The following is a 23536-nucleotide window of genomic DNA, read 5'->3' as shown; positions in this document are numbered from 1 at the left end:
GCTGCGCAGCGCGCGCGGCATGCGCTGGAAGTCAGGGTGTCACGGTAGCGGTCAGCCGCCAGCTGGTCTGGCGGAAGCGCCACCCCATCAGGATCGACGCCACCGTCAGGCCCAGGATTCGGTCCCCAGCCCAGCCCCAGGCCGAGCCCGGCGCCGATCGGCATGCCCACGCCCCAGTACGAAAACATCGCCAGGAACATCGGCACGCGGGTGTCCTTGAGCCCGCGTAGTGCGCCGGCCGACAGCACCTGGATGCCGTCGGGAAACTGGAATGTGGCGGCAAACAGCAGCAACACCGACGCCAGCGCGGCCACGGCCACGTCGTCGGTATAGACGCCGACGATGGCATCGTGGCCCAGCAAAAGCGCGCTGGCCGACAACGCCTGCGTGCCCAGCACGATGGCATAGCCGGCCCAGGCCGCACGCCGCATCGCCAGCGGATCGCCGCGGCCCACTGCGTGACCCACGCGCACGGTGGTGGCCTCGGCCACGCCCATCGGGATCATGAAACACAGCTGCGCGACGTTGATCGCAATCTGGTGCGCGGCCGCTTCGGTGGAGCCCAGCCGGCCGATCAACAACGCCGTGACGATGAACAACCCGCCTTCCATCAGCACGGTGATGCCGATCGGCAAGCCGGTGCGTAGCAACTCGGCGATGGCGCGCCAGCGCGGCCCTTCCAGCTGGGCGAACAATTGCAGATGCGCAAACCGCCACGCGCGCCACAGATACAGCGCAAACACACTCGCCTGCACCCACATGGTGATGGCCGAGGCCATGCCCAGCCCTGCGGCACCGTGCTCGGCGAAGCCGAACTTGCCATAGGTCAGCGCATAGCCCAGCGGTGCCAGGACCAGCAGGCCGCCAAAGCCCAGCAGCATGGTCGGCAGCGTCCAGTGCATGCCCTCGCTGAGGTAGCGCATGCAGAAGTAGAAGGTCAGCGCCGGCACGCCCCAGCGCACGGCGTGCAGGAATTCGGTGGCGCCGGGCACGATGTCCGGCGCAATCCCGAAGGTCGGCAGCAACGGCGGCACCACGCTCAGGAACACGAACATCAGCGCACTCAGCCCCAGCGACAGCCACAGCGCCTGTCGGAACAGCGGCCCGATCTCGCGCTCGCGGCCGGCGCCGAGCAGTTGCGAGACCGAGGCAGTCAACGAGATCAAGGTGCCAATCGGCACCAGCATCGGCAGCCACAGCAGCGAGGTGCCGATGGTGACCGCAGCCAGCGTGGCGGTGCCGTGGTGGCCGGCGATAACGTTATCGACAAAACCGATCAGGCCGGCGGAAACGTGGCCGAGCACCAGTGGCAATGCAAGCAGGCCAGTGGTGCGCACTTCCGAGGCGAAGCCTGGCGTCGCGGACGCGGGTGCAGAAGAAACAGACATGACAACCGATCGCTGCGCGGACTACGGCCGTGCCGGGAGGCGCTGGCACCGGGTCGCGCGGGCCGGCTATCTTACGCCTACTTTCCGACTGCGGCCTTGCCGCGCAGCTGGGTAGAGCCCGCTGCGCGACCGCGCGCGGGCAAAACGCGCAGGCTGCTGCAACCGGGCCGGCGCGTAATACCGTTGCACGCGTGCGCCAACGCCGTTCTTTCGGGATCAGCTCGACGGCAACGCGCCCTCCTTGACTCGCCAACCGGACCTGGCCCATGTCACTGCAGTCGACCGCGCACCATCCCAAGGCCTGCGAAAACTGTGCGACTGCCTTGCATGGGGCGTACTGCCACGCCTGCGGGCAAAGCGCGCACAACCCGGTGCGCAGCGTCGCCCACGCAGTAGAAGAAGTCTTCGAATCGTTCTAGCATCTGGATGGGCACATCTTCCGTACCCTGCGCGATCTGCTGGTGCCCGGATGCTTGGCGCAGCGCTTCCTGGGCGGCCAACGCGTGCGTTACGTGGCGCCGATGCGGCTGTTCCTGGTACTGAACCTGTTGACGTTCTTCATCGCGCGCATCGCCGTGCATGCCTCAGACGCAGACAGCGAGATCGCACCGGCCCCCGACACCAGCCAGGCCACGGCTCCCCAGGATTTCGCGCATGCACGCACGCCGGCGCGGGTAGAAGCGCTACGCAGGCAATTGGTCGACACGCTGACGCAGACACGCACGGCCGTGCCGACCGGCATCGCACGCGACAGCGTGGACGCCGGCATCGCGCGTGCGGTACCGTCTGCATTGCTGGTGCTGGTGCCGCTGTTTGCGCTGCTGTTGCAGGTGTTCTACGTGCGCAGCGGGCAGGTGTATCTGGAGCATCTGGTGGTGGCGTTGTACAGCCGCGCCTTCCTGTGCCTGACCCTGCTGACGCAGCTGCTGTTGTCGCTGCTCAGCGATGCGCCGGCGCACGTCGCCAGCCCGATCACCTGGAGTATCGGAGTCGTGCAGTTCGGGCTGACGCTCTGGATGCGGTGTATCTGCTGTGGATGCAGCGGCGCGTGTACGCGCAGTCCTGGCCGGTCACCGTGCTCCAGTACATCGGCCTGAGCGGAGTGTATCTGGTGTTGGTGACGGTAGCTGCGGCGCTGTTGATGGTGGCGAGTCTGGCGCGTCTTTGACGCGATGACTGCGCAAACGGTTGCGCGAGAACAGCCGTATTGCAGCGCGACGCAGCGGTGCCGGACCTGGGTGCGGCGCGTCTGGAGCGGCAGTGTGTAAAGAAGCAGCCGCTTGAACCGATGTGACCGGCGCGACACTAAAAAGGCATTGCGCGCGCCGACGGCGACGAAGCGATGATGCGAGCGATCAACGCGCCAGCTGGCGCTTCAACCAGGCGCTGCGGGTGGCCGGTGCTTCGGCCAGGAAGGCCTCGCGCAAGCCGTCGCGCTCCTGGGGCGGGGTGCGCTGTGCCAGCACCGCCAGTTGCTCCAGCTGGCCGGCGTCCAGGCTGCGCAGCGCGCCCAGCATGGCCTCGCGCTGGGAAGGCTGCACGTAGCCGATCAACGGCTGCAACTGGGCATAGAACGCCCCCACCTGCGAGCCCAGGCGCCAGCCGTCGCGATGCAGACGGTCCATCGCGCCGAACTGGGTGCGCAACGCGCGTTGCTGATCCTCTGGCAAGGCCTGCAGCCGCTCGCGTGCCTGGCGCAACACCACGCGGTCGGTGGCAGTGAGCCCCTTCCAGGCGGCGTAGCGGGCGCGCAGATCGGCTTGCTGCGCAGGCGTCATCGCCGCCCAGCGTGCGCGTTGCTGCGCGGCGCTTGGGGATGTATTCGGCGCTGCGGCAGCCGACGTGGACGCGGCCGGCGCAGCGGCGGATTCTTCCAGCGGCCTCGGCAAGCGCTGCGCACCGGCGACGGCGGCCATCACGCAGAGCAGCAGGCCGCACCAGTTAGTTGGTTTCATCATCGACCGTTTCCAGAGGGGCGGAAGGCTGCTCGGCCGCGGTGGCATGCACGCCGGATTCATCGACCGGCACCGGGTGGCCGGCGGCATACCACGCATAGAAGTCCGCAGCGCGGGCCAGCTCCAGATCCGGGTCGGCCAGCATCGCCTGGTCGCGCGGATCCAGGCCCCGCGCGGCCACTGCATCCGGCAGGTCGGCCGCCGGGAGTTCTTCCACCAGCACCCCCGCCGCGTCGGTGACGTGCAGCACGCCGGCAGGCGCCTGCGAGACGGGCTCGGAAGGAAGCGCGGGCCGGCGGTGGGTCCACCACCAGCCCAGCGCCGCCAGCAGCAGTACCACCGCCAGCACGCCCAGCGCCATGCCGGCATGGCGGCGTTCCAACTGCGGCCACTGCCATTGCCGCCGGGCGCGCGCGCGCGCGGCGGCCGGACGGCGCGGCGCCGATGCTGGCTGGGCCGGCGCGGCAGTCTGCAGCGGCATTCCGGCCAGGGACGAATCGCGGAGCTGGCCCAGCCGGGTCAACTGGGCCGGGCTCAGGTCGCGCAGTTCCACTTGCGCCGCCTCTGCCAGGGCCCGCCAGGCTTGTGCATCCGGGTTGCCGGCGGCATCGCGCGGGCAGGCACGCGCCAGCGCTTGCCGGTAGTCCGCCGCGTCGACGCCTTGCATTTCGCTGGCCACCTCTTCTTCCAGCCCGGCCACGATGCGCAGCAGCAGCGCCAGGCGGTCGGCAGTCTGCATCCGGCCCAAGGCGGTGAATGGGGGCAGCCAGGTGCCCGGCATCGGCTCGCGCCGCAGCGGTGGCGCGGTGGCCAGCAGGCTCCAGAAGCGCATCGGCCAGCCTGCCATCGGCCGACCTGCCGCCTGGCTGCTGAAGGCGCGCAGGGCCGCTGCAAGGGCGCGCTCGGCGGCGGTCACGTCGCCGCACTGCAATTGTGCGAGCACCAGACCCCGGCGTTCCACACCACGCAAGAAGGTAGATAGCGCGGCGGGTGTCACGGGGGCGTCGGGGACTACGGTCATGAGAACTCCAGCATCGGCCGGCATGATACCGACGCGATTGCCCCCGCCGATGGCTTGACAGATCGGCCCGGCCCCGCACCGCCTTCACGCCGGCCGTGCCTGCCGTCGACGTGGGTTGTGCACAGCGGCAGACATACCGATACGCAGGCATCTGTCAACTGTTGTTTTTCTTTGTTGCAATCGTGTTTCACGCCTAAGTGATTGAAATTTATTGACTTATGTATGTTGGCTAAAAAATGTCCAAGAGGATGCAGAGGCTGGTGAATCCATCATCACAGCGTGGAGCACCACACTAATTCACAGGTTTATCCACAGCCGGTGTGGATAAACCCGTTTCCTTAGCCCTCACATAGGTTTACGTCGTATTTATCACTTCCGTCACAGAGACTCGGCTGCTGCCTTGGCGTGGATCGGGGCCGGTGCGGGTCGGCTGCCGGCCTCTGGACAGGGTGGGTAGACTGGTCGGATGTCTTCGACCGTTGCCACCCTGCGCGTCACCTTGCCGGTGCCGCTGCCCCAGTTGTTCGACTATCTGCCTCCGGCCGACACACCGCTGACCGACCCGGCACGGGTCGGCTGCCGGGTGCGGGTGCCGTTCGGGCCGCGCGAGTTGGTTGGGGTCGTGGTGGAGATCGGGCAACTGCCCGCGGCCGACGGCTTGCGCCCGGCACTGGCGTGGTGCGACCAGGCCCCGCTGCTCGTCGATGAACTGGCCCGCTCGCTGCAGTGGCTGGCCCGCTACACCCACGCCCCGCTCGGCGAGGCCCAGGCCAGCGCCCTGCCCGGCCCCCTGCGCCGTGGCGAGCCGCTGGCCGACACCCACGCCTGGGCCTGGCAGCTGACCGAAGCCGGCCGCAGCGGTGCCGCCAGCCTGCGCGCAGGCAGCCGCCCTGCGCTGCTGGCGGCGTTGCTGCTGACCGGGGCAGTGGGCGAAGAGCAGCTGGACCCGCTGCTGCCGCAGTGGCGGCAGGCCGCGCGCAGCCTGGCCAAGCGCGCCTATGCCGAACGCGTGGCGGTGCCAGCCGACACGATTGCGCCGCGCCCCGGCAGCGGCCCGCCGCTCAACGACGAACAACAGGCCGCCGCTGCCGCGATCCGTGCGCACAGCGGCTTTGCCACCTACCTGCTCGACGGCGTGACCGGCAGCGGCAAGACCGAGGTCTACCTGCAGGCGATCGCCGATTGCCTGGCTGCCGGCAAACAGGCGTTGGTGCTGGTGCCGGAGATCGGGTTGACCCCGCAGACGCTGGGCCGTTTCCGCGCGCGCCTGGGGGTGCCGGTGCACGCGCTGCACTCGGGGCTCTCCGATGACGAACGCGCACGGGTCTGGGCCGCGGCCTGGCGCGGCGAGGCCAAGTTGATCGTCGGCACCCGCTCGGCGGTGTTCACCCCGCTGCCCAACGCCGGCCTGATCGTGATCGATGAAGAGCATGACGGCAGCTACAAGCAGCAGGACGGCATCCGCTATCACGCACGCGATTTCGCCCTGGTACGCGGCAAGGCGCTGGATGTGCCGGTGATCCTGGGCAGCGCAACGCCATCGCTGGAAAGCCTGCACAACGCCTATTCCGGCCGCTACCGGCATCTGCGCCTGTCGCGACGTGCCGGCGACGCGCGCCCGCCGCGCGTGCGCGTGCTCGATGTGCGCAAGCGCCCGCTCAAGGACGGCCTGTCGCCGGAGGTGCTGGCCGTTATCGGCGCCACCCTGGCGCGTGGCGAACAGGTTCTGGTGTTCAAGAACCGCCGCGGCTATGCACCGGTGCTGCTGTGCCACGACTGCGGCTGGACCGCCGCCTGCCAGCGCTGCAGCACGCCGCTGCACCAGACCCCGATGACCGTGCACGCAGGCGGCCGGCGCCTGCAGTGCCACCATTGCGGCGCACGCCAACCCGCACCGCTGGCCTGCCCAGCCTGCGCCAGCCTGACGCTGCAGCCGCAGGGCATCGGTACCGAGCGGCTGGAAGAACGCCTGACCGAGGCCTTCCCGGATTTCCCGGTGGTGCGCATCGACCGCAGTACCACCCAGCGCCGCGATGCGCTGGAAACCCAGCTTGCCCGGCTCGGCAGCGAGGCCGGCATCCTGGTCGGCACGCAGATCCTGGCCAAAGGCCACGACCTGCCACGGCTGACCATGGTGGTGGTGGTCGGCATCGACGAAGGCCTGTTCTCGGCCGACTTCCGCGCCGCCGAAAAACTGGCCCAGCAGTTGATCCAAGTGGCCGGACGCGCCGGGCGTGCCGACCGGCTGGGCGAGGTCTGGTTGCAGACCCATCACCCCGAACACCGGTTGCTGCAGACCCTGGTCAATGGCGGCTACCACGCCTTTGCCGACGCCGAACTGCAGCAGCGGGAAGCCGCCGGATTCCCGCCCTTCGCGCACCTGGCCTTGTTCCGCGCCGAAGCCAAGGATGTGGCCGCAGCCAATCAGTTCCTGCTGGCGGTGCGCGGTTTGACCAGCGCCGACCCCGGCGCGCAATCACCGGCGTTTGCCGCGGTGGAATGCTACGGCCCGATGCCGGCCCCGATGCCGCGCCGCGCCGGTTTCCAGCGCACGCAGTTGCTGTTGTCTGCGCAACAACGCTCGGCATTGCATCGCCTGCTCGACACCCAACTGCCGGCGATCTATGCGCTACCGCAAGCTCGCCGTGTGCGCTGGTCGCTGGATGTGGATCCGATCGACTTGTATTAGCGCAAGGCGTATCGAATACGGGCGGCTGCAGCCGGACGCACGTTTTCGCGGAGACGCGTCATGTTTCGTAGGAGCGCGCTTGCGCACGATGGGGCGTTACCGGCAATTCCCTCGTGCACAAGTGCGCTGCTAACGGCGACGACTCAGCACGTTTTGTGAGTCGCTTTAGGTCAGGGCAAGTCATCACTGCACGCTGGTACGCCGGCCGCGCACGCAGGCGCGCATACCACGCCTGCAGATGCGGCAATGCGGGGCGCTTGATCGGCATTTCGAACCACGCGTAGATGAAGCTGCCCAGCGGAATATCGCCCATCGCGAACTGCTCGCCGGACAGGTACGGCTGCTGCGCCAATGCCGCATCGGCACGTGCGAGCAACTCGCCCGACTGGGTCAACGCCGCAGCGATGCGTGCGTGATCGCGCTCGGCCTCCGGCGTGCGCACAACGCCCCAGAACAGATCGCGAAACACACCGGCGAAGGTGGAGGTGGTCCAATCCATCCAGCGGTCGCCCAGCGCGCGCTCGGCCGGCGAATATGGATACAACGCCAGCGCATATTGCGCGGCCAGATAGCGCACGATCGCATTGGATTCCCATAGCACCAGCGCGCCATCCTGCAAGGTCGGCACCACGCCGTTCGGATTCAAGGCGCGATAGGCCGGCGTGTCGTTGCCGCCGAACGCACCGCCCGCCTCGATCGAGGTGTAGGCCACCCCGGCTTCTTCGGCGCACCACAACACCTTGCGCACATTGCTGGAATTGCGCCGACCCCTGATCGTGATGGCGGGCATCGCTGCGGCGGGCACATTGGCGTTCTGCGTCATGCTCATTCACCTGCTGCAGGTTTGGCCGGCGCGCGCGCCGGGCGTTTGGCAGCCGCCGGTTGCGCCGGTTTGGGGCGGCCACCCTTGGGCGCGTCGCGCACCCACAACGCCTGTTCGTCCTGCTTGATTTCGAACAAGCCGATCGCGCGTACCAGATCGCTGAGTTTGCGATAGCCATAATTGCGAGGATCGAACGAGGCCTGGTTGGCGACCTGCTTGCCGACTGCACTCAGCAGCGCCCAGCCATCGTCTTCGCAGGCGCTGACGATCGCATTGCGCAGCATTTGGACCAGACGCGTATCGCTACGTAATGCGGTAGCGTCCTTGCGACCGGCAGCCGTTTCGCTGGCGGCTGCAGCCTGTTGCCCGAGCGCCTCGACATAGGTGAACTTGGAGCACGCATTGACGAACGGCGCCGGTGTTTTCTTCTCGCCGAAGCCATAGACCTTCATGCCGTCGGTCAGCAGGCGCATCACCAGCGGCGTGAAATCCGCATCGCTGGAGACGATCGCAAATCCATCCAGATTACGCGCGTACAACAGGTCCATCGCATCGATCACCATCGCCATGTCCGAGGCGTTCTTGCCGGAACTGTAGGCAAATTGCTGGATCGGCCGGATCGCATAGTCGTGCAATGCCGCCTCCCAGCCTTTCAAATGCGGGCTCTTCCAGTTGCCATAGGCGCGGCGCACGTTGGCCACGCCGTAGCGCGCCACTTCGGCCAGCACCACGTCGATCTTGCCGGCCGGCGCATTGTCCGCATCGATCAGCAGCGCGATGCGTTTGTCGGGATTGTCGATCATGCTCATTGCTCCAGGGTTTCGGCAGATTCGGTCTTGAAGTCAGTGTCGGTGTCACGCTCCTCCACGTCGGTCTCGGCCGGCAATGTGTACTCGGTACCATCGCGCAGCGTGAGCACGCCCGTACTCAGGATCTCGCGTTCGGCACCGTCGCTGACCCAGGTGGCCTGCACGCGCCCGCTGCCGCGATCGCCTGACACATCGAACACGAACGCGTCGCTGCCCGGCGCCAGACTGGTGCGATACAGATCCACCCGCATGTCGCGGATGTGCCCGATATGTTCCTGCACCACGGCATCGGCCTGCAGCGCACTGCGCGACTGATCGGCAAACAACGACCAACCGATCGACATCAGCCAGATGAGCGCACCGAGCACCAACATCCCCAACAGCACCACACATGTCGCCACGCCGATCAGCCCGATCGCCACACTGCTGAGCGGCTTTTTGACGACAGCAGCTGGTGGCGGTGCAGCGGGCGGCACAGACGACAACGGCGGCAACGGCGGCGGGAGCGACGACATGGGGTGGCCGGAAGCGGGAGATGCGACATGATGCCGCAGGCGGGCCGCGCTCACGCGGCATGTTCATTGCCGATGCGGCATCCTGATATGCCCGCGTCGCACTCCATCGAACCTTACGATGACCTCTCCCCCCTCCCAAGCTCCGCTGCATCTGGTTGTGGTTGGCGGCGGATTCGCCGGCTTATGGGCGACCCGCGCGCTCGACGACCCCGGCATCCGCATCACCCTGGTCGACCGTCAGAACCACCACCTGTTCCAGCCCCTGCTGTATCAGGTGGCCACCGCCGGCCTGTCGGCACCGGACATCGCCGCGCCGCTCCGGCACATCCTGCGCGAGCAACGCAATGTCGAAGTACGGCTCGGCGATGTCACCGATATCGCACCAAGCCGCCGCGAGGTGGTCCTGGCCGATGGCAGCACGCTCGGCTACGACATGCTGCTGCTGGCCACCGGCGCCACCCATGCCTATTTCGGCAACGACCAATGGGCAGAACACGCCCCTGGCCTGAAAACGCTGTACGACGCGCTGGTGCTGCGGCGCAAGCTGCTGCTGGCTTTCGAGCGCGCAGAAGCCGAATCCGACCCCGCTGCACGCGCCGCCTGGCTGAGCTTTGCCGTGGTCGGCGGCGGGCCCACCGGCGTCGAACTGGCCGGCACTCTGGCCGAAATCGCCCGCCACACGCTCAAGAACGAGTTCCGCCACATCGACCCGCGGCAGGCGCGCGTGCGGCTGGTCGAAGCCGGTCCGCGCGTGCTGCCTTCGTTTCCGGAGGATCTCACCGCCAAGGCGCGCAAGCAGTTGGAACGTCTGGGTGTGGAGGTGCACACCGGCACACCGGTCACGCAGATCGATGCATTGGGCTACCAGCTCGGCGACACGTTCGTGCCGGCACGCACCTTGGTGTGTGGGCCGCCGGCGTGGCCGCCTCGCCGCTGGCGCGTACGCTGGGCGTGCCGCTGGATCGTGCCGGCCGCGTGCTGGTCGAGGCCGACCTCAGCGTGCCGGGCCACCCAGAGATCTTCGTCGGCGGCGATCTGGCGGCGGTACAGCAGGACGGCCGCCCGGTGCCGGGCGTGGCACCGGCCGCCAAGCAGATGGGCAAGCACATCGCCAAGGCGATCCGGGCGCGGCAGCGCGACCAGGCCGCACCGGCGTTCCGCTACCAGGACTACGGCAACCTGGCCACGATCGGCCGCATGGCCGCCATCGTGCATGTGGGCAAGCTCAAGTTGTCCGGCATCGTCGCCTGGTGGTTCTGGCTGGCTGCGCATGTGTACTTTTTGATCGGCTTCCGCAACCGGTTCGTGGTGCTGGTGAACTGGGCGATGGCGTACTGGAGCTACCAGCGCGCCGCGCGCATCATCTTCGGCGCCACCGACGACCCTCCACCCAGCAGCGAGGACGGATGACAGCGGCGCAGGCCGTGCGCGATGCTATGCGGCCTGATTCGACGACCCGATCGTGGCAACTGTCCTGTTCATGCTGATTCTGCTCGGCACTTTCGTGTTCGCCCTGAGCGGCGCGACGGTGGCGGTGCGCAACCGTCTGGACCTGTTCGGCGTGCTGGTGCTCTCCTGCGCGGCAGCGGTGTCCGGCGGCATCGTGCGCGATGTGCTGATCGGTGCCACCCCGCCGGCCGCGCTGGTGCAGCCGCAGTATCTGCTGGTGGCCTGCCTGGCCGGCGTGGCCGGGTTCTATTGGCATGCAGCGGTGAAGCGCTTGCGCAATCCGGTACAGATCTTCGATGCGGCCGGGCTGGCGCTGTTTCCGGTCTACGGCACCAGCAAGGCGCTGGACTATCACCTCAGCCCACTCAGCGCGACGTTATTGGGCATGCTCAGCGGCATTGGCGGGGGCATCGCGCGCGATCTGCTGGTGGCGCGCACGCCGGTGGTGCTGCAAGCCGAACTATATGCGGTCGCAGCGCTTGCCGGTGGCGGGTTGGTCGCGATCGGGCACTTCCTGGATGTGCCGCAGGCCTGGTCGTTGGCGACCGGTGCCGGCGTGTGTTTCGGCCTGTGCTTCATGGCCATCCGCTACGGCTGGCATCTTCCTGTCGCGCGCCTGCCGGAGTAACCAAAGCGGTCTCCGTGCGTGGCGATCAAATAACCACCAGCCACACACTGCATGGCCGTCACACAGGCACAGCCCTGCATTTACCGGCGGAGCATGGCTGCGAGTGCGAGCACGCCGCGTATGCCGGATCCGACGCCCGCTCGCTGCGCATGGTCACCGCTACGAACAGCGACAGATCGCTGTGACGCAACGCACGCACTGCCATCCCAGCTCGCTGGCGATCTGCGTCAGCGCAACGCGATGCAGTTTTGCCGCGTCCGGTCAACCCGCAGGCCCATGTGCGTAACGGCATCGGGGCACCGATCACGCGCCCGAGCGCTCAAAAATTCGCCAATACCACACAAGCAAACGGCCCGGAAAACCGGGCCGTTTGTGCAACACCTCGCGCAAGCCCGCCAGGATCAGGCGACGAACAGCGCCTTCATCTTCTTCAGCGCATTCGCTTCGATCTGGCGGATGCGCTCGGCCGACACGCCGTACTCGTCGGCCAGTTCCTGCAACGTCACCTTGGAATCGGAATCCAGCCAGCGGCGCTTGACGATGTCGCGCGAGCGCGCGTCCAGGCCAGCCATGCCTTCGCGCAGCAGCTGCAGCTGGTTGTCTTCGCTGTCGTGCCGCTCGTACGCCTGCGAAGGGTCTTCTTCATTGGCGACCAGGTAGCTCACCGGCGACGGCGGACCGTGATCGTCGTCTTCGTCCGACGACGCGTCGAAACCGATATCGCGACTGGACAGACGCGACTCCATCTCCATCACTTCACGCTCGGAGACGTTCAGGTCCTTGGCAACCGCCGTCACTTCCGACGCATTGAGCCAGCCCAGGCGGGTCTTGGACTTGCGCAGGTTGAAGAACAGCTTGCGCTGCGCCTTGGTCGTGGCGACCTTGACGATGCGCCAGTTCTTCAGGATGAACTCGTGCATTTCGGCACGGATCCAGTGCACTGCGAAGCTGACCAGGCGCACGCCCATGTCCGGGTCGAAACGCTTGACCGCCTTCATCAGGCCGATATTGCCTTCCTGGATCAGGTCGCCTAGCGGCAGGCCGTAGCCGTTGTAGCCGCGGGCCACGTGCACCACGAAGCGCAGGTGGGAATGGACCAGTTCGCGCGCGGCATCCAGGTCCAGCTCGTCGCGGAAGCGACGTGCCAGATCCTGTTCCTCATCGACCGACAGCACCGGGATCTGGCGCACGGCACCGATGTAGGCGTCCAGCGAACCGAGCGCACTGGGAATCGGGAGATTGTTTGCCACAAGGGCAGTCGAGGTAGTCTGGTTCATAGGCACCATCTTAGCAGTCGAACTATTGGACTGCCGGGTACAGAAAAAGTTTCCAGCATTCCATTTATAGAATGTTCGAGCTTTTGGCATCACCGGTGTTCTACAGCCCGGCACCCCAAATCCGAGGTTTACGATAGCACCAAGCCCCCTGTGCAAACCGTGACAAATTGGTTGCGCAACGGGATGCGGGAAGCGTCGTTCAGGCGCCGGCGGAAGTGGTGTCCAGCGCGCTGCGCGGCGGCAGCGACCAGTCGATCGGGCTCAGACCACACCGCCGCAAATGGTCGTTGGTCTTGGAGAAATGCTGGCAGCCCAGAAAGCCGCGATGCGCCGACAACGGCGAAGGATGCGGCGCCTTCAAGACCCGGTGGCGTGCCTGGTCGATGACCTTGCCCTTGGACTGCGCGTAGCTGCCCCACAGCAGGAACACCAGCCCTTCGCGTTCACGGTTGAGGGTCTCCACCACATGATCGGTGAAGCCTTCCCAGCCCTTGTTCTGGTGGGCGCCGGCACGGCCCTGCTCCACCGTCAGCACGGCATTGAGCAACAGCACGCCCTGGCGCGCCCAGGGCATCAGGTAGCCGTGATCCGGCCGCGCCAGACCCAGATCGTCCTGGATCTCCTTATAGATGTTGAGCAGCGACGGCGGCACCGGCACGCCGGGCAGTACCGAGAAGCACAGCCCATGCGCCTGGCCTTCGCCGTGATACGGGTCCTGGCCCAGGATCACCACCTTGACCTGCTCGAACGGGGTGGCGTCGAAGGCGGCGAAGATCTGCGGCCCGGGCGGAAACACCCGCGCCCCGGCCGCCTTGCGCTGGCGCAGGAATGCCGACAGCTCCTGCATCTGCGGGCGCAGCAGCCAGTCCCCCACTTTTGCCTTCCACGACGGCTCCAGCTGGATGCGTCCTTCCCTTTCAGTCATAGCGTGACAGCCTGATCCTCCAGGCGTGCCAGGCGCAGCTGGAACAACACCTTGGTCACCAGCAGGCGCTCTTCGATCGGTTTCTGCACCAGATCGTTGGCACCGGCGCGCAGCAATTCGGATTGATTGCGCGGGTTGGTGTCGCCGGTCATCACCAGCACCGGCAGGCGGCGCTTGCCGTAGGCGAAATCGATACGAATGCGCTCGACCACGTCGCGACCGTTGAGCTCGCCCTTCAGGGTCACGTCGGTCAGCACCACGTCGATGCGGCGCTCGGTGCGGCCCAGCGATTCGGCGGTGAGCAGCGCAAAGGCATCTTCGGCGGTGAGCACGTGCATCACTTTCAGGCTCTGGCGCTCGAGCATGCGCTTGGTCGCCTCGGCCACCACGCGGCTGTCTTCGATGTAGAGCACGGTGGCGCCCACCACCGGCTCGGGCTGCACGTAGCCACGGATGAAGGTCGCCAGGGCTTCATGGCCCAGCGCCTTGTCGAAATAATCGGTGACGTACTCGGTGAAACGGCGCTCCACCAGATGCTGCTGCGCATCGCCGGAGACCACGATCACCGGCACATAGGCCTGCCCGGCGATTTCGCGCACGCTGCGCGCCAGGGTCAGGCCGTCGCCATCGGGCAGCGACAGCGAGGTGGTCACCAGATCCACCGCGCCGGCTTCCAGCGCCTCGCGCGCTTCGGCAATGTTGGAACAGCCGATCACCTGCACATTGGGCAGGTCGCGCTTGAGCACGTCGGCGATCAGCTTGCGCACCAACTTGGAGCCATCGACCACCATCACGCGCGGCGTGTCGCTGATCAGGTGTTTGAGATCTGGTGGATGCATGGCAGGCCTCAGGTCTCGGTAGGACGGGTCTGGCGAAGGAAATGGCCGGTCACCAGCCAGGCACCCAACCAACCCAGGACTAAGGTGCCGACCAGCACCATCGCAGAATGCAACAGATCCAGCCCATGCAGGGTAAAAGAACTGCCGTAACTGTCGGCCAATGTCGCCAACGGCGCACGCAATGCAAAGCCCGAAGCGGCGATCAGAGCGAGCGCAACAGCGCCGGCGCCGAGCCCGTACCATGCGCCCAGATACAAAAACGGGCGACGGATGAAGCCATCGCTGGCACCGAGCAACTGCAGCACGCCGATTTCTTCGCGCCGCGACTGGATATCCAGCCGCACGGTGTTGCCGACCACCAGCACCGCACCGATCCCGAGCAGGGCAGACAATACCTGGACCAGGCGCTCGCCGAAGTGCAACCAGCCATCCAGGCGCTTGCGCCACAGCGCGTCGTGCTGCACCTGATCGGTCTGCGGCAGCGCCTGCAGCGCACTGGCCAGCTGTGCGTCGTCGGCCGCATCGGCGGGAGTGACGATCAACAAGGTGGGCAGCGGGTTGTCGCCCAGCGCATCGGCAGCTTCATCGAGCTTGGCGCTCTCGCGCAGCTCGGCCAAGCCCTGCTCCGGCGTGCGCAGCGTGACCTTGGCGACATCCGGGCGTGCACGCAGCTCGCCGGCCAGCGCCTGCGCCGCATCGGCGGCCACGTCGACCTTCAGAAACAGATTGATCTCGCGCGACTGCTGCACGCTGCCGGCCAGCAGCTTGACGTTGCCCAGCGCGATCGACAGCCCCAACGGCAGGGCCAGCGCCAGCGCCATCACCACGATGGTCAATAACGTCGCCCACGGCTTGCGCATCGCACGGCCCAGGCTGAAGGCGATGCTGTGAAGATGGTGGTCGATCCACACGCCGAACCGCGACGGCGCGACGGTTTCGGTATTGGCGGGCTTGCTCATTCGGCCAGGTCCTGCGGCGAGATGTCGTCGACCAAGCGGCCGTGATCCAGGATCAGTACGCGCTTGCGCATCTGCTTGAGCAGCGCCAGGTCGTGGCTGACCACCAGCACGCTGGTGCCACGGGCCGGGAGTTCGGCGAACAACTGCATGATTTCCGCTGCCAGTGCCGGGTCGAGATTGCCGGTGGGCTCATCGGCCACCAACAGGCGCGGTTCGCCGACGATGGCGCGCGCGATGCCCACGCGTTGCTGCTCGCCGGCAGACAATTGCGACGGCAGGGCTTTCTCGCGATGGGCCAGACCGATGCGCTCCAGTGCCGAGCGCACGCGTTTGCCGATCTCGGCACGCCGGGTGCCGCGCAGGATCAGCGGCAAGGCCACGTTCTCGGCGATGCTGCGGTCGTTGAGCAGACGGTGGTCCTGATAGACCGCACCCACCTGACGCCGATGCAGCGGAATCTGCCGGCCACGTACCTTGAGCAGGTTACGTTCGCCCAGCAGCACCGCGCCCTGACTGGGACGTTCGCTGAGGTGGATCAATTTGAGCAAGGTACTTTTGCCGGCGCCGGAATGGCCGGTCACGAACAGCATCTCGCCATCGGCCACCTCGAAGCTGACATCGGTCAGCGCCTGGTGGCCACCGGCGTAATGCTTGCTGACGTTGTCGAAACGCAGAACGGTCATTCAGCGATTATGCCGGAGCGCCAGTGCTTGCGTCGCGCGACGATGCGATCAGTGCCGCAAATGGTCAGTTGCCGGAGACCAGCGAACGCAGCCGGCGGCCGATGCGGCTGAGCAGCGAGGGGCTGCCCGACGGCTTGGCGGCGGCACGCACCGGCTTGGCAACCACCTGGGTGGGCTTGCGTGGTGCGGCAGGTGCGGGAACCGGCGTGGAGGCCACTGCCGGCTCGGCGCCGTCGACCGGACGACCGTTGCGACGACGCCGACGCTTGCGTGGTGCGCGCTCGGCATCGGCCACGTCCGCCGAAGGTGCCTGCGCCGCTGCTGCAGCAACCACCGGATGCTCGGTCGACGCCGCAGTTGCAGGCGCTTGCCCTTCCACCCGCGGCTTGCGACGCGGACGCGGCTTGCCATCGGCACCGGCACCATCGCGGCGACCACCGCCACTGCCGCTGCGCGACCCACCGCCGGGGCCACCGCGCCCGCCACCGCGACGCTGTTCTTCGGCGGCACGCTGCTCGCGCGCTTCGCGGAAGATCGTACCCACGCTGTCGCCAGCGTCGTCATCGGCCTCTTCGCCTTCCACCCGCACGCGTGGCGCACGCGGCAGCGGCGTCAGCAGTTCGGAGGTCACCGGCTCGACCGGGATTTTCTGCTCGATGTAGGCCTCGATGTCCGGCAGGCTCATCGCATAGCGTTCGCAGGCGAAGCTGATCGCATCGCCCTCTTCGCCTAGACGCGCGGTGCGGCCGATGCGATGGACGTAGTCTTCGGCGTCGAACGGCAGGTCGTAGTTGTAGACGTACTTGACCCCGTCGATATGCAGACCGCGCGCGGCCACGTCGGTGGCGACCAGAATTTCGAGCTGGCCTTTCTGGAAGCGGTTGAGCAGCGACTCACGCTTTTTTTGCGGCACATCGCCCGACAGCACGCCGACCCGGTAGCCATGGCGCTCCAGGGTGCGCGCCACGCGCTCCACGAACGCCTTGGTGTTGACGAACACCATGGTGCGCGCGCCTTCGCTGCGCGACAGCAAGCCCAGCAGTAGCGTCTGCTTCTCTTCGTCGGACGGGAAATAGATGCGCTGGCGCACCCGCGCGGCGGTGATGCTTTCGGTTTCGACGACGAGCTTTTCCGGCTCGTTCATGTGCTCGTAGGCCAGCTCCAGCACCCGGTGGCTGAGCGTGGCCGAGAACAACAACGTCTGCCGGGTACCGCGCTCGGGCATGCGCCGCAGCAGGAAACGGATGTCCTTGATGAAGCCCAGGTCGAACATGCGGTCGGCTTCGTCCAGCACGCAGATCTCGCAGGCGTGCAGCGACACCACTTTGTGCTGTTTGACGTAGTCGATCAGGCGGCCCGGGGTGGCGATGATCACGTCCACACCCTGCTGCAACAGTTCGCGCTGTTTGTCGTAATCCACCCCGCCGTAAACCAGCGCAAAGCGCAGGCCAAGGTCGGCGCCGAACTTCACTGCGTCCTTGTGGATCTGGATCGCCAGCTCGCGGGTCGGCGCCAGGATCAGCGCGCGCGGGTCTTCCGGCTTGCGGTCGGCCAGCGCCGGGCGGATCAGCAGACGATTCATCACAGCAACCAGGAACGCCAGGGTCTTGCCGGTACCGGTCTGGGCCTGCCCGGCGACATCGCCGCCCGGCAGCGCGACCGGCAGGGTCAGCGCCTGGATCGGGGTACAGCGGGTAAACCCGGCGCTCTCCAGCCCGGCGATCAAAGCAGGATGCAGGTCGAACGAGGAAAAGGTCACATCGGTCAGCGGTTTGTCGCTCATTATTCCGTCTTCGTGAGGCGCCCTGGGCAGCCCGGGCGCGGCTTGCATCGATGCCGACAGCGTCGCAAACTGCGGCTGTTGTGGCGGACAGCGCGGCTTCAGGACTGACACTTGATTCAGTCGCGCAATGCCCCAGTTTAGCGCAATGTAGCGGCCTGCCCGTTCGGGTGGGCCGTTTTGGTTTCCAGGAGACCCAAGGTGAGCGATAAGGTTCAACATGTCGGCGACGCCGACTTCGATACATCGGTACTGCAATCCGGCGAACCGGTTCTGGTGGATTTCTGGGCCGAGTGGTGCGGCCCGTGCAAGATGATCGCCCCGGTGCTGGACGATCTGGCCGACACATATCAGGGCCGCCTCAAGGTCGCCAAGGTCAATGTGGACCAGAACCGGGCGCTGGCCATCAAGTACCACGTGCGCTCGATCCCGATGCTGTTGCTGTTCAAGGACGGGCAGGTGCAGGCGACCCAGATCGGTGCCGTCGGCAAGGGCCAGCTGACCCAGATGATCGACAAGACCCTGGGTGGCGCGGCCGCCTGAGCAAGCGGGCGTCCAGCAATGGGCGCCCGATGATGCGTCGGCAGTTAAATCGTGCCCGGGAAGACGCTTGCGCGGTAACGCGCGGCGGTGATAGTGTCAGTTGGTCCGGCACACGTTCGTTCGCCGCCGCACCCCTCTAGAATCTCTTCTAGACTCCCATCTACCTACCACCAGTTCGCCCCCTAGTTGGGCGCTCGCACCTTAGCGAGGAATCACGCACTTGTCCGATCATCCTTCCTCCGATACCGGGAGCAGCGTCGACGCTCCCGTCGAGAAGCGCGTGCGCAAGCCGCGCGTGAGCAAGACCGCCGCCACTGAAGAGGCTGGCGCACAGCAGCCCAACCTGCCCTTGCCCACCAGTCCAGCACCCGACGCACCCCGTGCCCCGCAGGCACCGTCGCGCGCTGCCGATCCGGCACCGGCGCAGACGTCCAGCGATGCCGCACACGCCGGCCAGGCGCCCAGCGCTAACCACGGCGGCGACAGCCATGGCGAGCCCCGCGAGGGCGGCGGCCAGTCGCAGCAGCAGCGCTTCAACCAGGCGCAGCAACAGCAGAACCAGACGCAGGGTCAGAATCAGGGCCAAGGTCAGCAGCAGGCACAGGGCCAGAACCAGAACGCCGGCCAGAATCAGCAAGGCCAGGGCGGTCAGGGTCAGGGACAAAACCAGCAAGGCCAGAACCAGCAGGGCAACCGCCGTGACCGGTTCCGCAATCGCCGCGACCGCGGCCCGCGCGACCGCTTCGGCAACGACGGCGGCATGCCGTCGTCCGACGGCAACAACGAGCCGTTCATCGCGCGTCCGCATCCGGCCGTGCCGGAAGGTTTCCCGGTGTATTCGCTGAGCGACCTCAAGCGGATGCCGGCGCAGAAGCTGCTGGATATCGCCGACCAGCTCAATATCCAGGAAGGCGTGGCGCGTGCGCGCAAGCAGGACGTGATCTTCGCCCTGCTCAAGGTGCTGACCCGTCATGGTGAAGGCGTTGCCGCCGACGGCGTGCTGGAAATCCTGCCTGACGGCTTCGGTTTCCTGCGTGCCGCAGAAGCCAGCTACTTGGCCGGCCCGGACGACACCTATATTTCGCCCAGCCAGATCCGTCGCTTCAACCTGCGCACCGGCGACCACCTGTCCGGCCGCATCCGTTTCCCGAAGGACGGCGAACGCTATTTCGCGCTGTCGATCGTCGATACGATCAACGGCGAGCCGTTGGAAGCGAGCAAGAACAAGGTCCTGTTCGAGAACCTGACCCCGCTGTTCCCGCGGCGCCGCTTCCGTCTGGAGCGTGGCGATGGCTCCACCGAAGACATCACCGGCCGCATCCTGGATCTGATGGCACCGCAGGGCAAGGGTCAGCGTGCGCTGATCGTCTCCCCGCCCAAGGCCGGTAAGACGATGATGATGCAGCAGGTGGCCACGGCCATCACCACCAATCATCCCGAAGTGCACATGATCGTGCTGCTCATCGACGAGCGCCCGGAAGAAGTGACCGAAATGCAGCGCACCGTGCGCGGCGAAGTCATCTCCTCCACCTTCGACGAGCCTGCTGCGCGTCACGTGCAGGTCGCCGAGATGGTGATCGAGCGGGCCAAGCGCCTGGTCGAGCACAAGAAGGACGTGGTGATCCTGCTCGACTCCATCACCCGCCTGGCGCGCGCCTACAACAACGTGGTGCCCAGCTCCGGCAAGGTGCTCACCGGTGGTGTGGACGCCAATGCCCTGCACCGTCCGAAGCGCTTCTTCGGCGCCGCGCGTAACGTGGAAGAAGGCGGCTCGCTGACCATCATTGCCACGGCGCTGGTGGAAACCGGCAGCAAGATGGACGAGGTGATCTACGAAGAGTTCAAGGGCACCGGCAACAGCGAAGTGCACCTGAACCGTCGCATCACCGAAAAGCGCGTGTACCCGGCAATCGACATCAACCGTTCGGGCACGCGCCGCGAAGACCTGCTGATCGAGCCGGAGCTGCTGCAGAAGATCTGGATCCTGCGCAAGCTGCTGCACCCGATGGACGAAATCGCAGCAATGGAATTCCTGCTGGACAAGATGAAGACCACCAAGTCCAACGACGAGTTCTTCAGTTCGATGAAGCGCTGAGTTCAGTCGGTTTATCGAGACGAAAAGCCCCGCATTGCGGGGCTTTTTCTTAGGTGTGAGGCGACTGTCGCGCAGTCTTTGCCTCGTCTCTCAGCTGCTCTGAACTTCCTTGCAGCGGTGTGACCAGGCGAACACCTTCTCCGCGTGCGGAAAACAACCCACTCCCAGGCAGAGCGTCCGGGCTGTCGCTCGCTGCTGACGGACTGGACTGCTCGTGCCAAGGTGCCGGCTGTCGCGGGCCCGGCAGATAGGATTGCCATTTTTTGGCCTGCTTCGCAGCGACCTGATTACCTGGCCAAGCTTGGATGTCGAACGTGACCGGCACCCGCATGACCCAGTACGGCGCATCGGCCTCGGCGCCCTGAGCCGGCGGTACAAATGTCCAGCGCCGCGCTTTGGCGATTGCGACATCGGCAAACGCCTTGCGCCAGCGTGGTCAGGTTGACCTGCTCTGCGACCAGATCCTCGACCTTGCCATCGCGCCCGATCTTGAGCAGCAGATAGACCACCCCGGTCGCACCTTCTCGAAACGCATGCTCAGGGTAGGCCGGCGGCGGCATGTCCTTGGCGGTGACGCTGGCCGCACCTTGCTCCTGGCTGCCGAAATGCGCGCTGCGGATCGATACCGCATAGGTGTTGTTTGCACCAGGCTTGGCAACCAGCAGCAGATTCATCGGTAGCTGTGTTGGCAAGGCGCTTCCGTCGTCTTTCACAGGGTCAAAGCGCCAGGACGTGATCGACTGTTTGACGCGGTCGCGAACGACTGGCGGCAACGTTGCTTCGTCGGTAAGTTTTACTGCCATCCGGGGTCAGCGTCAGTTCGCCCGCGACATTCATGCTGGCCTCCATCTGTGCCTGCAGTTGCGCGGCGCTGGGACGCGCCTGCACGCCGCTGACACTCGCCATTGCCAGCAACATCCCCACACCCAAGCATTGCTTCCACTGCATGACCGCGCTCCGTCCTTATTGAGTTCTCGTTGTACCAGCTTGGTGCATACGCGTAAATCGTCAGGCAAGCCTGCGCGACTCCGCGTAGGGCGGCGTATCCGGGTAATCGTCTTCGCGCAGCCGGGCCTGCAGGTTGCGCCACCATTGCGGGTCGAAGAGCTCGGGGTGGATTTGCTTGACCGCTTCCAGTTGCGAGGAGGGCAGGCCCATGAACAAGGCGAAGCGCTCGGGGAGGACGTCGCGCGGGCCGACATGGAACCAGGGTTCTGCGGCCAGCTGTTCTTCGTAGGTGGTGAGAGTCGGCCAATCGCGAAAGTTGCACTCGGTGATCAGGCACAGCTCGTCGTAGTCGTAGAACACCGCGCGCTGATGGCGGGTAATGCCGAAGTTCTTCAGCAACATGTCGCCGGGAAATCACGCATGGCGAAAAGCGGTGTTCGCCGAACACGCGTCCGACCAGATACGCACGCCGCTCGCGATAGAACACGGTCTCCAGCAATTCCACGCTGCGCACCGGATGCTCGCCCCAATGCGCCAGGTCATCGAGCAGACGCACCGCGATGGCAGCCGCGCAGCGGGTGCGGTGCGCATACGGGACGGCGAACGCGTAGTCGCCCAGCACCCGCACCAGCATGTCGGTCAAGCGGCCCGGCGACACCGCATAGGTGTGGCGCGCTACAGGGACGGTGATGGCGTCGGTCGGTTCGATATCCAGGGCGATGAATTCGATATCGGCATCGACGCCGCGGGTACCGAAGTAGCGCCGGGTGAGGGTGTTGTAGAACGTCTTGCACAACTCCTGATCGATCAGCCCGCTCAGCAAGGCGGCGTAATGATCGCGCGCACGCATCCACAGTACGCGGTCGTGCGCCTGACCCAGCAGTACTGCGCGCAGACGCAACATGCATTCGGCGATGTATTGGTCGTACAGCGCGATGCGGGCCACTGCGTCTTCGCGCGCGCAGCTCCAATCGCGTGTTTAGAACCGCTGTTTGGCGCGCGCGGTGATTTCGGAAAAGCGCGCGTGAAAGTCCTCGAACGCTTCATACACGGCCTGGGCGATCGCCAGCGCGCGGCGCTCGGATTGTGGTGGCAACGGTGGATGACGCATGGCGGCAGTGTCCCGGAGCGCTTGCGGCGGCGTGCGGCGCGTGGCGTGGCGGTCGCCTGTTGCGCATGCGCGGCGTGTTCGCGCGCCTGGCCCTGTAGCCAGGTGCGAAACGCGAGAAACCCGCCATGTCTGCTGGAACTTGGCGGATACACCAGGTAATGCGACCAACTGGTCTTGAGCCGCTGTGTGGACAACGCCACCAGTTGGCCGGACGCCGGCAACAGACGCGCACGCGTTACGCGCCCCAGTGCAACGCCGACGCCATCCAGGGCGGCGCGGTGGTGTGCCTCTGATTCGTCGAGCACGGCGACATAGCGTCGCGGTACATCTCCGCCAAATGCCGCAAACCAGCGCGACCAGGCGTCATCCGGGTCGCCCAGCAATGGCCACTAATGGAACGGTGGCGACTCCATGCCGCCCATGCGTGCGATCAGGGCCGGGCTTGCCATCGGCACCAGCCATTCTTCGAACAGGGGCTTGGCGATGACGCCGGGCCATTGCCCGGCACCGATGCGCATGGCGGCGTCCGCCTGCAGCTGGCGCTCGAAATCCACCAGCCGCTCGCTCGACAGCAGGTTGATTTCGATAGTGGGGTGACCGGCCAGAAATTCGCCCAGACGCGACACCAGCCAGGCCGATGCCATTGACGGCGTGAGACTCAGCGTCAGCGTGTCTTCGCGACGCGCACCGAATGGCTCGAATGCCTCGGCGATGACGTCCAGGTGCGGTGCGATGCGGTCGAGCAGTTGCTGGCCCTGCGGCGTGGCGGTGACGCCGCGCGCATGCCGTTGCAGCAGCGGATACCCCAGCCGTTGTTCGAGCGCCCGCATCTGGTGACTAAGAGCGGCTAACAAAACTACTGCGCAGCCGCCAGGCGGGCGCGGCCGGTGCTCAGAATCCTCATGTACCCCTCGTACACTCCGGTTCCTGTGCGCCGTCCACACCCACCTGACGACTGCTCGCTACGTTTTGTTAGCCGCTCTAAATGCCTTCGCGATCCAGTTCCCCTGCCTTTTCATGACATCTGTTTTGGCGTGGGGAAACAAACACCTGTGACCAGCAGTCTTTCGGCCTTCCACCCAGCCCCTAAACCTAGTGC

Annotated in this window: 14 protein-coding genes, 1 other RNA gene and 7 pseudogenes; 7 read left to right on the top strand and 15 right to left on the bottom strand. The window is 66.1% G+C overall.

All coding sequences use genetic code 11. From position 1 onward, the window contains the following. Window positions 1-31: 31 nt before the first annotated feature. Window positions 32-1388, bottom strand: a pseudogene (locus XAXN_RS15470) (MATE family efflux transporter). Window positions 1389-1571: 183 nt separating this feature from the next. On the opposite strand from XAXN_RS15470, the pseudogene XAXN_RS15465 reads away from it, so the two are divergent. After that, a pseudogene (locus XAXN_RS15465) lies at window positions 1572-2556 on the top strand (DUF3667 domain-containing protein). A gap of 187 nt (window positions 2557-2743) precedes the next feature. Here the strand turns inward: XAXN_RS15465 and XAXN_RS15460 are convergent. Together XAXN_RS15460 and XAXN_RS15455 are read right to left on the bottom strand one after the other, a co-directional pair. Further along, window positions 2744-3346 carry a DUF3106 domain-containing protein gene (locus XAXN_RS15460; protein ID WP_054320206.1) on the bottom strand — a complete coding sequence of 201 codons (603 nt, stop codon included), beginning with the start codon at window positions 3344-3346 and terminating at the stop codon, window positions 2744-2746. Beyond that, complete coding sequence (locus XAXN_RS15455; protein WP_054320205.1) at window positions 3330-4364, bottom strand: hypothetical protein; 1035 nt, start codon at window positions 4362-4364, stop codon at window positions 3330-3332. The genes XAXN_RS15460 and XAXN_RS15455 overlap by 17 nt, the downstream gene beginning before the upstream one ends. A 466-nt stretch (window positions 4365-4830) precedes the next feature. Between XAXN_RS15455 and XAXN_RS15450 the strand changes: the two genes are divergently transcribed. Then, on the top strand, window positions 4831-7053 hold the full coding sequence (locus XAXN_RS15450; protein WP_054320204.1) for a primosomal protein N': 2223 nt from the start codon (window positions 4831-4833) through the stop codon (window positions 7051-7053). A gap of 178 nt (window positions 7054-7231) precedes the next feature. On the opposite strand, the pseudogene XAXN_RS15445 reads toward XAXN_RS15450, so the two are convergent. From XAXN_RS15445 to XAXN_RS15435, 3 genes and pseudogenes are all read right to left on the bottom strand, one after another. Beyond that, a pseudogene (locus XAXN_RS15445) lies at window positions 7232-7843 on the bottom strand (glutathione S-transferase family protein); the annotation flags it as partial. A 35-nt stretch (window positions 7844-7878) separates the two neighbouring features. Next, window positions 7879-8685 (bottom strand): NYN domain-containing protein, encoded by an 807-nt coding sequence (locus tag XAXN_RS15440; RefSeq protein WP_054320203.1) that lies wholly within the window; start codon window positions 8683-8685, stop codon window positions 7879-7881. After that, window positions 8682-9200 (bottom strand): hypothetical protein, encoded by a 519-nt coding sequence (locus XAXN_RS15435; protein ID WP_054320202.1) that lies wholly within the window; start codon window positions 9198-9200, stop codon window positions 8682-8684. Before XAXN_RS15435 ends, XAXN_RS15440 begins: the two co-directional genes overlap by 4 nt. A gap of 118 nt (window positions 9201-9318) precedes the next feature. Here XAXN_RS15435 and XAXN_RS15430 point away from each other — a divergent pair. Continuing rightward, window positions 9319-10610 (top strand): annotated as a pseudogene (locus XAXN_RS15430) (NAD(P)/FAD-dependent oxidoreductase). A 52-nt stretch (window positions 10611-10662) separates the two neighbouring features. Then, the gene (locus XAXN_RS15425; RefSeq protein ID WP_054320201.1) at window positions 10663-11277 is read left to right on the top strand and encodes a trimeric intracellular cation channel family protein; all 615 of its coding nucleotides are present in this window, start codon (window positions 10663-10665) and stop codon (window positions 11275-11277) included. A gap of 401 nt (window positions 11278-11678) precedes the next feature. Here XAXN_RS15425 and rpoH read toward each other — a convergent pair whose 3' ends face one another. From rpoH to rhlB, 6 genes are all read right to left on the bottom strand, one after another. After that, a complete protein-coding gene (rpoH, locus tag XAXN_RS15420) occupies window positions 11679-12554 on the bottom strand; it encodes an RNA polymerase sigma factor RpoH (RefSeq protein ID WP_054320200.1) in 876 nt (291 codons plus the stop codon). Window positions 12555-12753: 199 nt separating this feature from the next. After that, window positions 12754-13479 (bottom strand): uracil-DNA glycosylase, encoded by a 726-nt coding sequence (gene ung / locus XAXN_RS15415; protein WP_054320199.1) that lies wholly within the window; start codon window positions 13477-13479, stop codon window positions 12754-12756. Further along, entirely contained in the window at window positions 13476-14318 is an 843-nt protein-coding gene (locus XAXN_RS15410) for a response regulator (RefSeq protein WP_054320198.1), read from the bottom strand. Before XAXN_RS15410 ends, ung begins: the two co-directional genes overlap by 4 nt. A gap of 8 nt (window positions 14319-14326) precedes the next feature. Beyond that, on the bottom strand, window positions 14327-15277 hold the full coding sequence (gene ftsX, locus XAXN_RS15405) for a permease-like cell division protein FtsX (RefSeq protein WP_054320197.1): 951 nt from the start codon (window positions 15275-15277) through the stop codon (window positions 14327-14329). Further along, entirely contained in the window at window positions 15274-15960 is a 687-nt protein-coding gene (gene ftsE, locus XAXN_RS15400; protein WP_003484499.1) for a cell division ATP-binding protein FtsE, read from the bottom strand. Before ftsE ends, ftsX begins: the two co-directional genes overlap by 4 nt. A gap of 64 nt (window positions 15961-16024) precedes the next feature. Further along, a complete protein-coding gene (gene rhlB, locus XAXN_RS15395) occupies window positions 16025-17743 on the bottom strand; it encodes an ATP-dependent RNA helicase RhlB (RefSeq protein WP_054320196.1) in 1719 nt (572 codons plus the stop codon). Between the two features lie 198 nt (window positions 17744-17941). Here rhlB and trxA point away from each other — a divergent pair, with 198 nt between their 5' ends. Both trxA and rho read left to right on the top strand, forming a co-directional pair. Continuing rightward, window positions 17942-18283, top strand: a complete 342-nt coding sequence (gene trxA, locus XAXN_RS15390; RefSeq protein ID WP_042823983.1) for a thioredoxin TrxA — start codon at window positions 17942-17944, stop codon at window positions 18281-18283. Between the two features lie 220 nt (window positions 18284-18503). Beyond that, window positions 18504-20378 carry a transcription termination factor Rho gene (rho, locus tag XAXN_RS15385; RefSeq protein ID WP_054320195.1) on the top strand — a complete coding sequence of 625 codons (1875 nt, stop codon included), beginning with the start codon at window positions 18504-18506 and terminating at the stop codon, window positions 20376-20378. Between the two features lie 49 nt (window positions 20379-20427). On the opposite strand, the pseudogene XAXN_RS15380 reads toward rho, so the two are convergent. The 3 pseudogenes from XAXN_RS15380 to XAXN_RS15370 all read right to left on the bottom strand — a co-directional run. Next, window positions 20428-21326: pseudogene (locus XAXN_RS15380) on the bottom strand (TonB family protein). A 60-nt stretch (window positions 21327-21386) separates the two neighbouring features. After that, window positions 21387-22437, bottom strand: a pseudogene (locus XAXN_RS15375) (isocitrate dehydrogenase kinase/phosphatase AceK regulatory subunit). Between the two features lie 2 nt (window positions 22438-22439). Beyond that, a pseudogene (locus tag XAXN_RS15370) lies at window positions 22440-23291 on the bottom strand (LysR substrate-binding domain-containing protein); the annotation flags it as partial. A 48-nt stretch (window positions 23292-23339) separates the two neighbouring features. Here XAXN_RS15370 and XAXN_RS21790 point away from each other — a divergent pair. Further along, window positions 23340-23415: non-coding RNA, sX9 sRNA (locus XAXN_RS21790), on the top strand. Window positions 23416-23536 lie beyond the last annotated feature (121 nt).

The organism is Xanthomonas axonopodis, from assembly GCF_001304695.1.
Classification (GTDB): Bacteria; Pseudomonadota; Gammaproteobacteria; order Xanthomonadales; family Xanthomonadaceae; genus Xanthomonas; species Xanthomonas axonopodis.
Note: the sequence above shows the minus strand (reverse complement) of the source record. Positions and strands in the feature narration are given on the sequence as shown.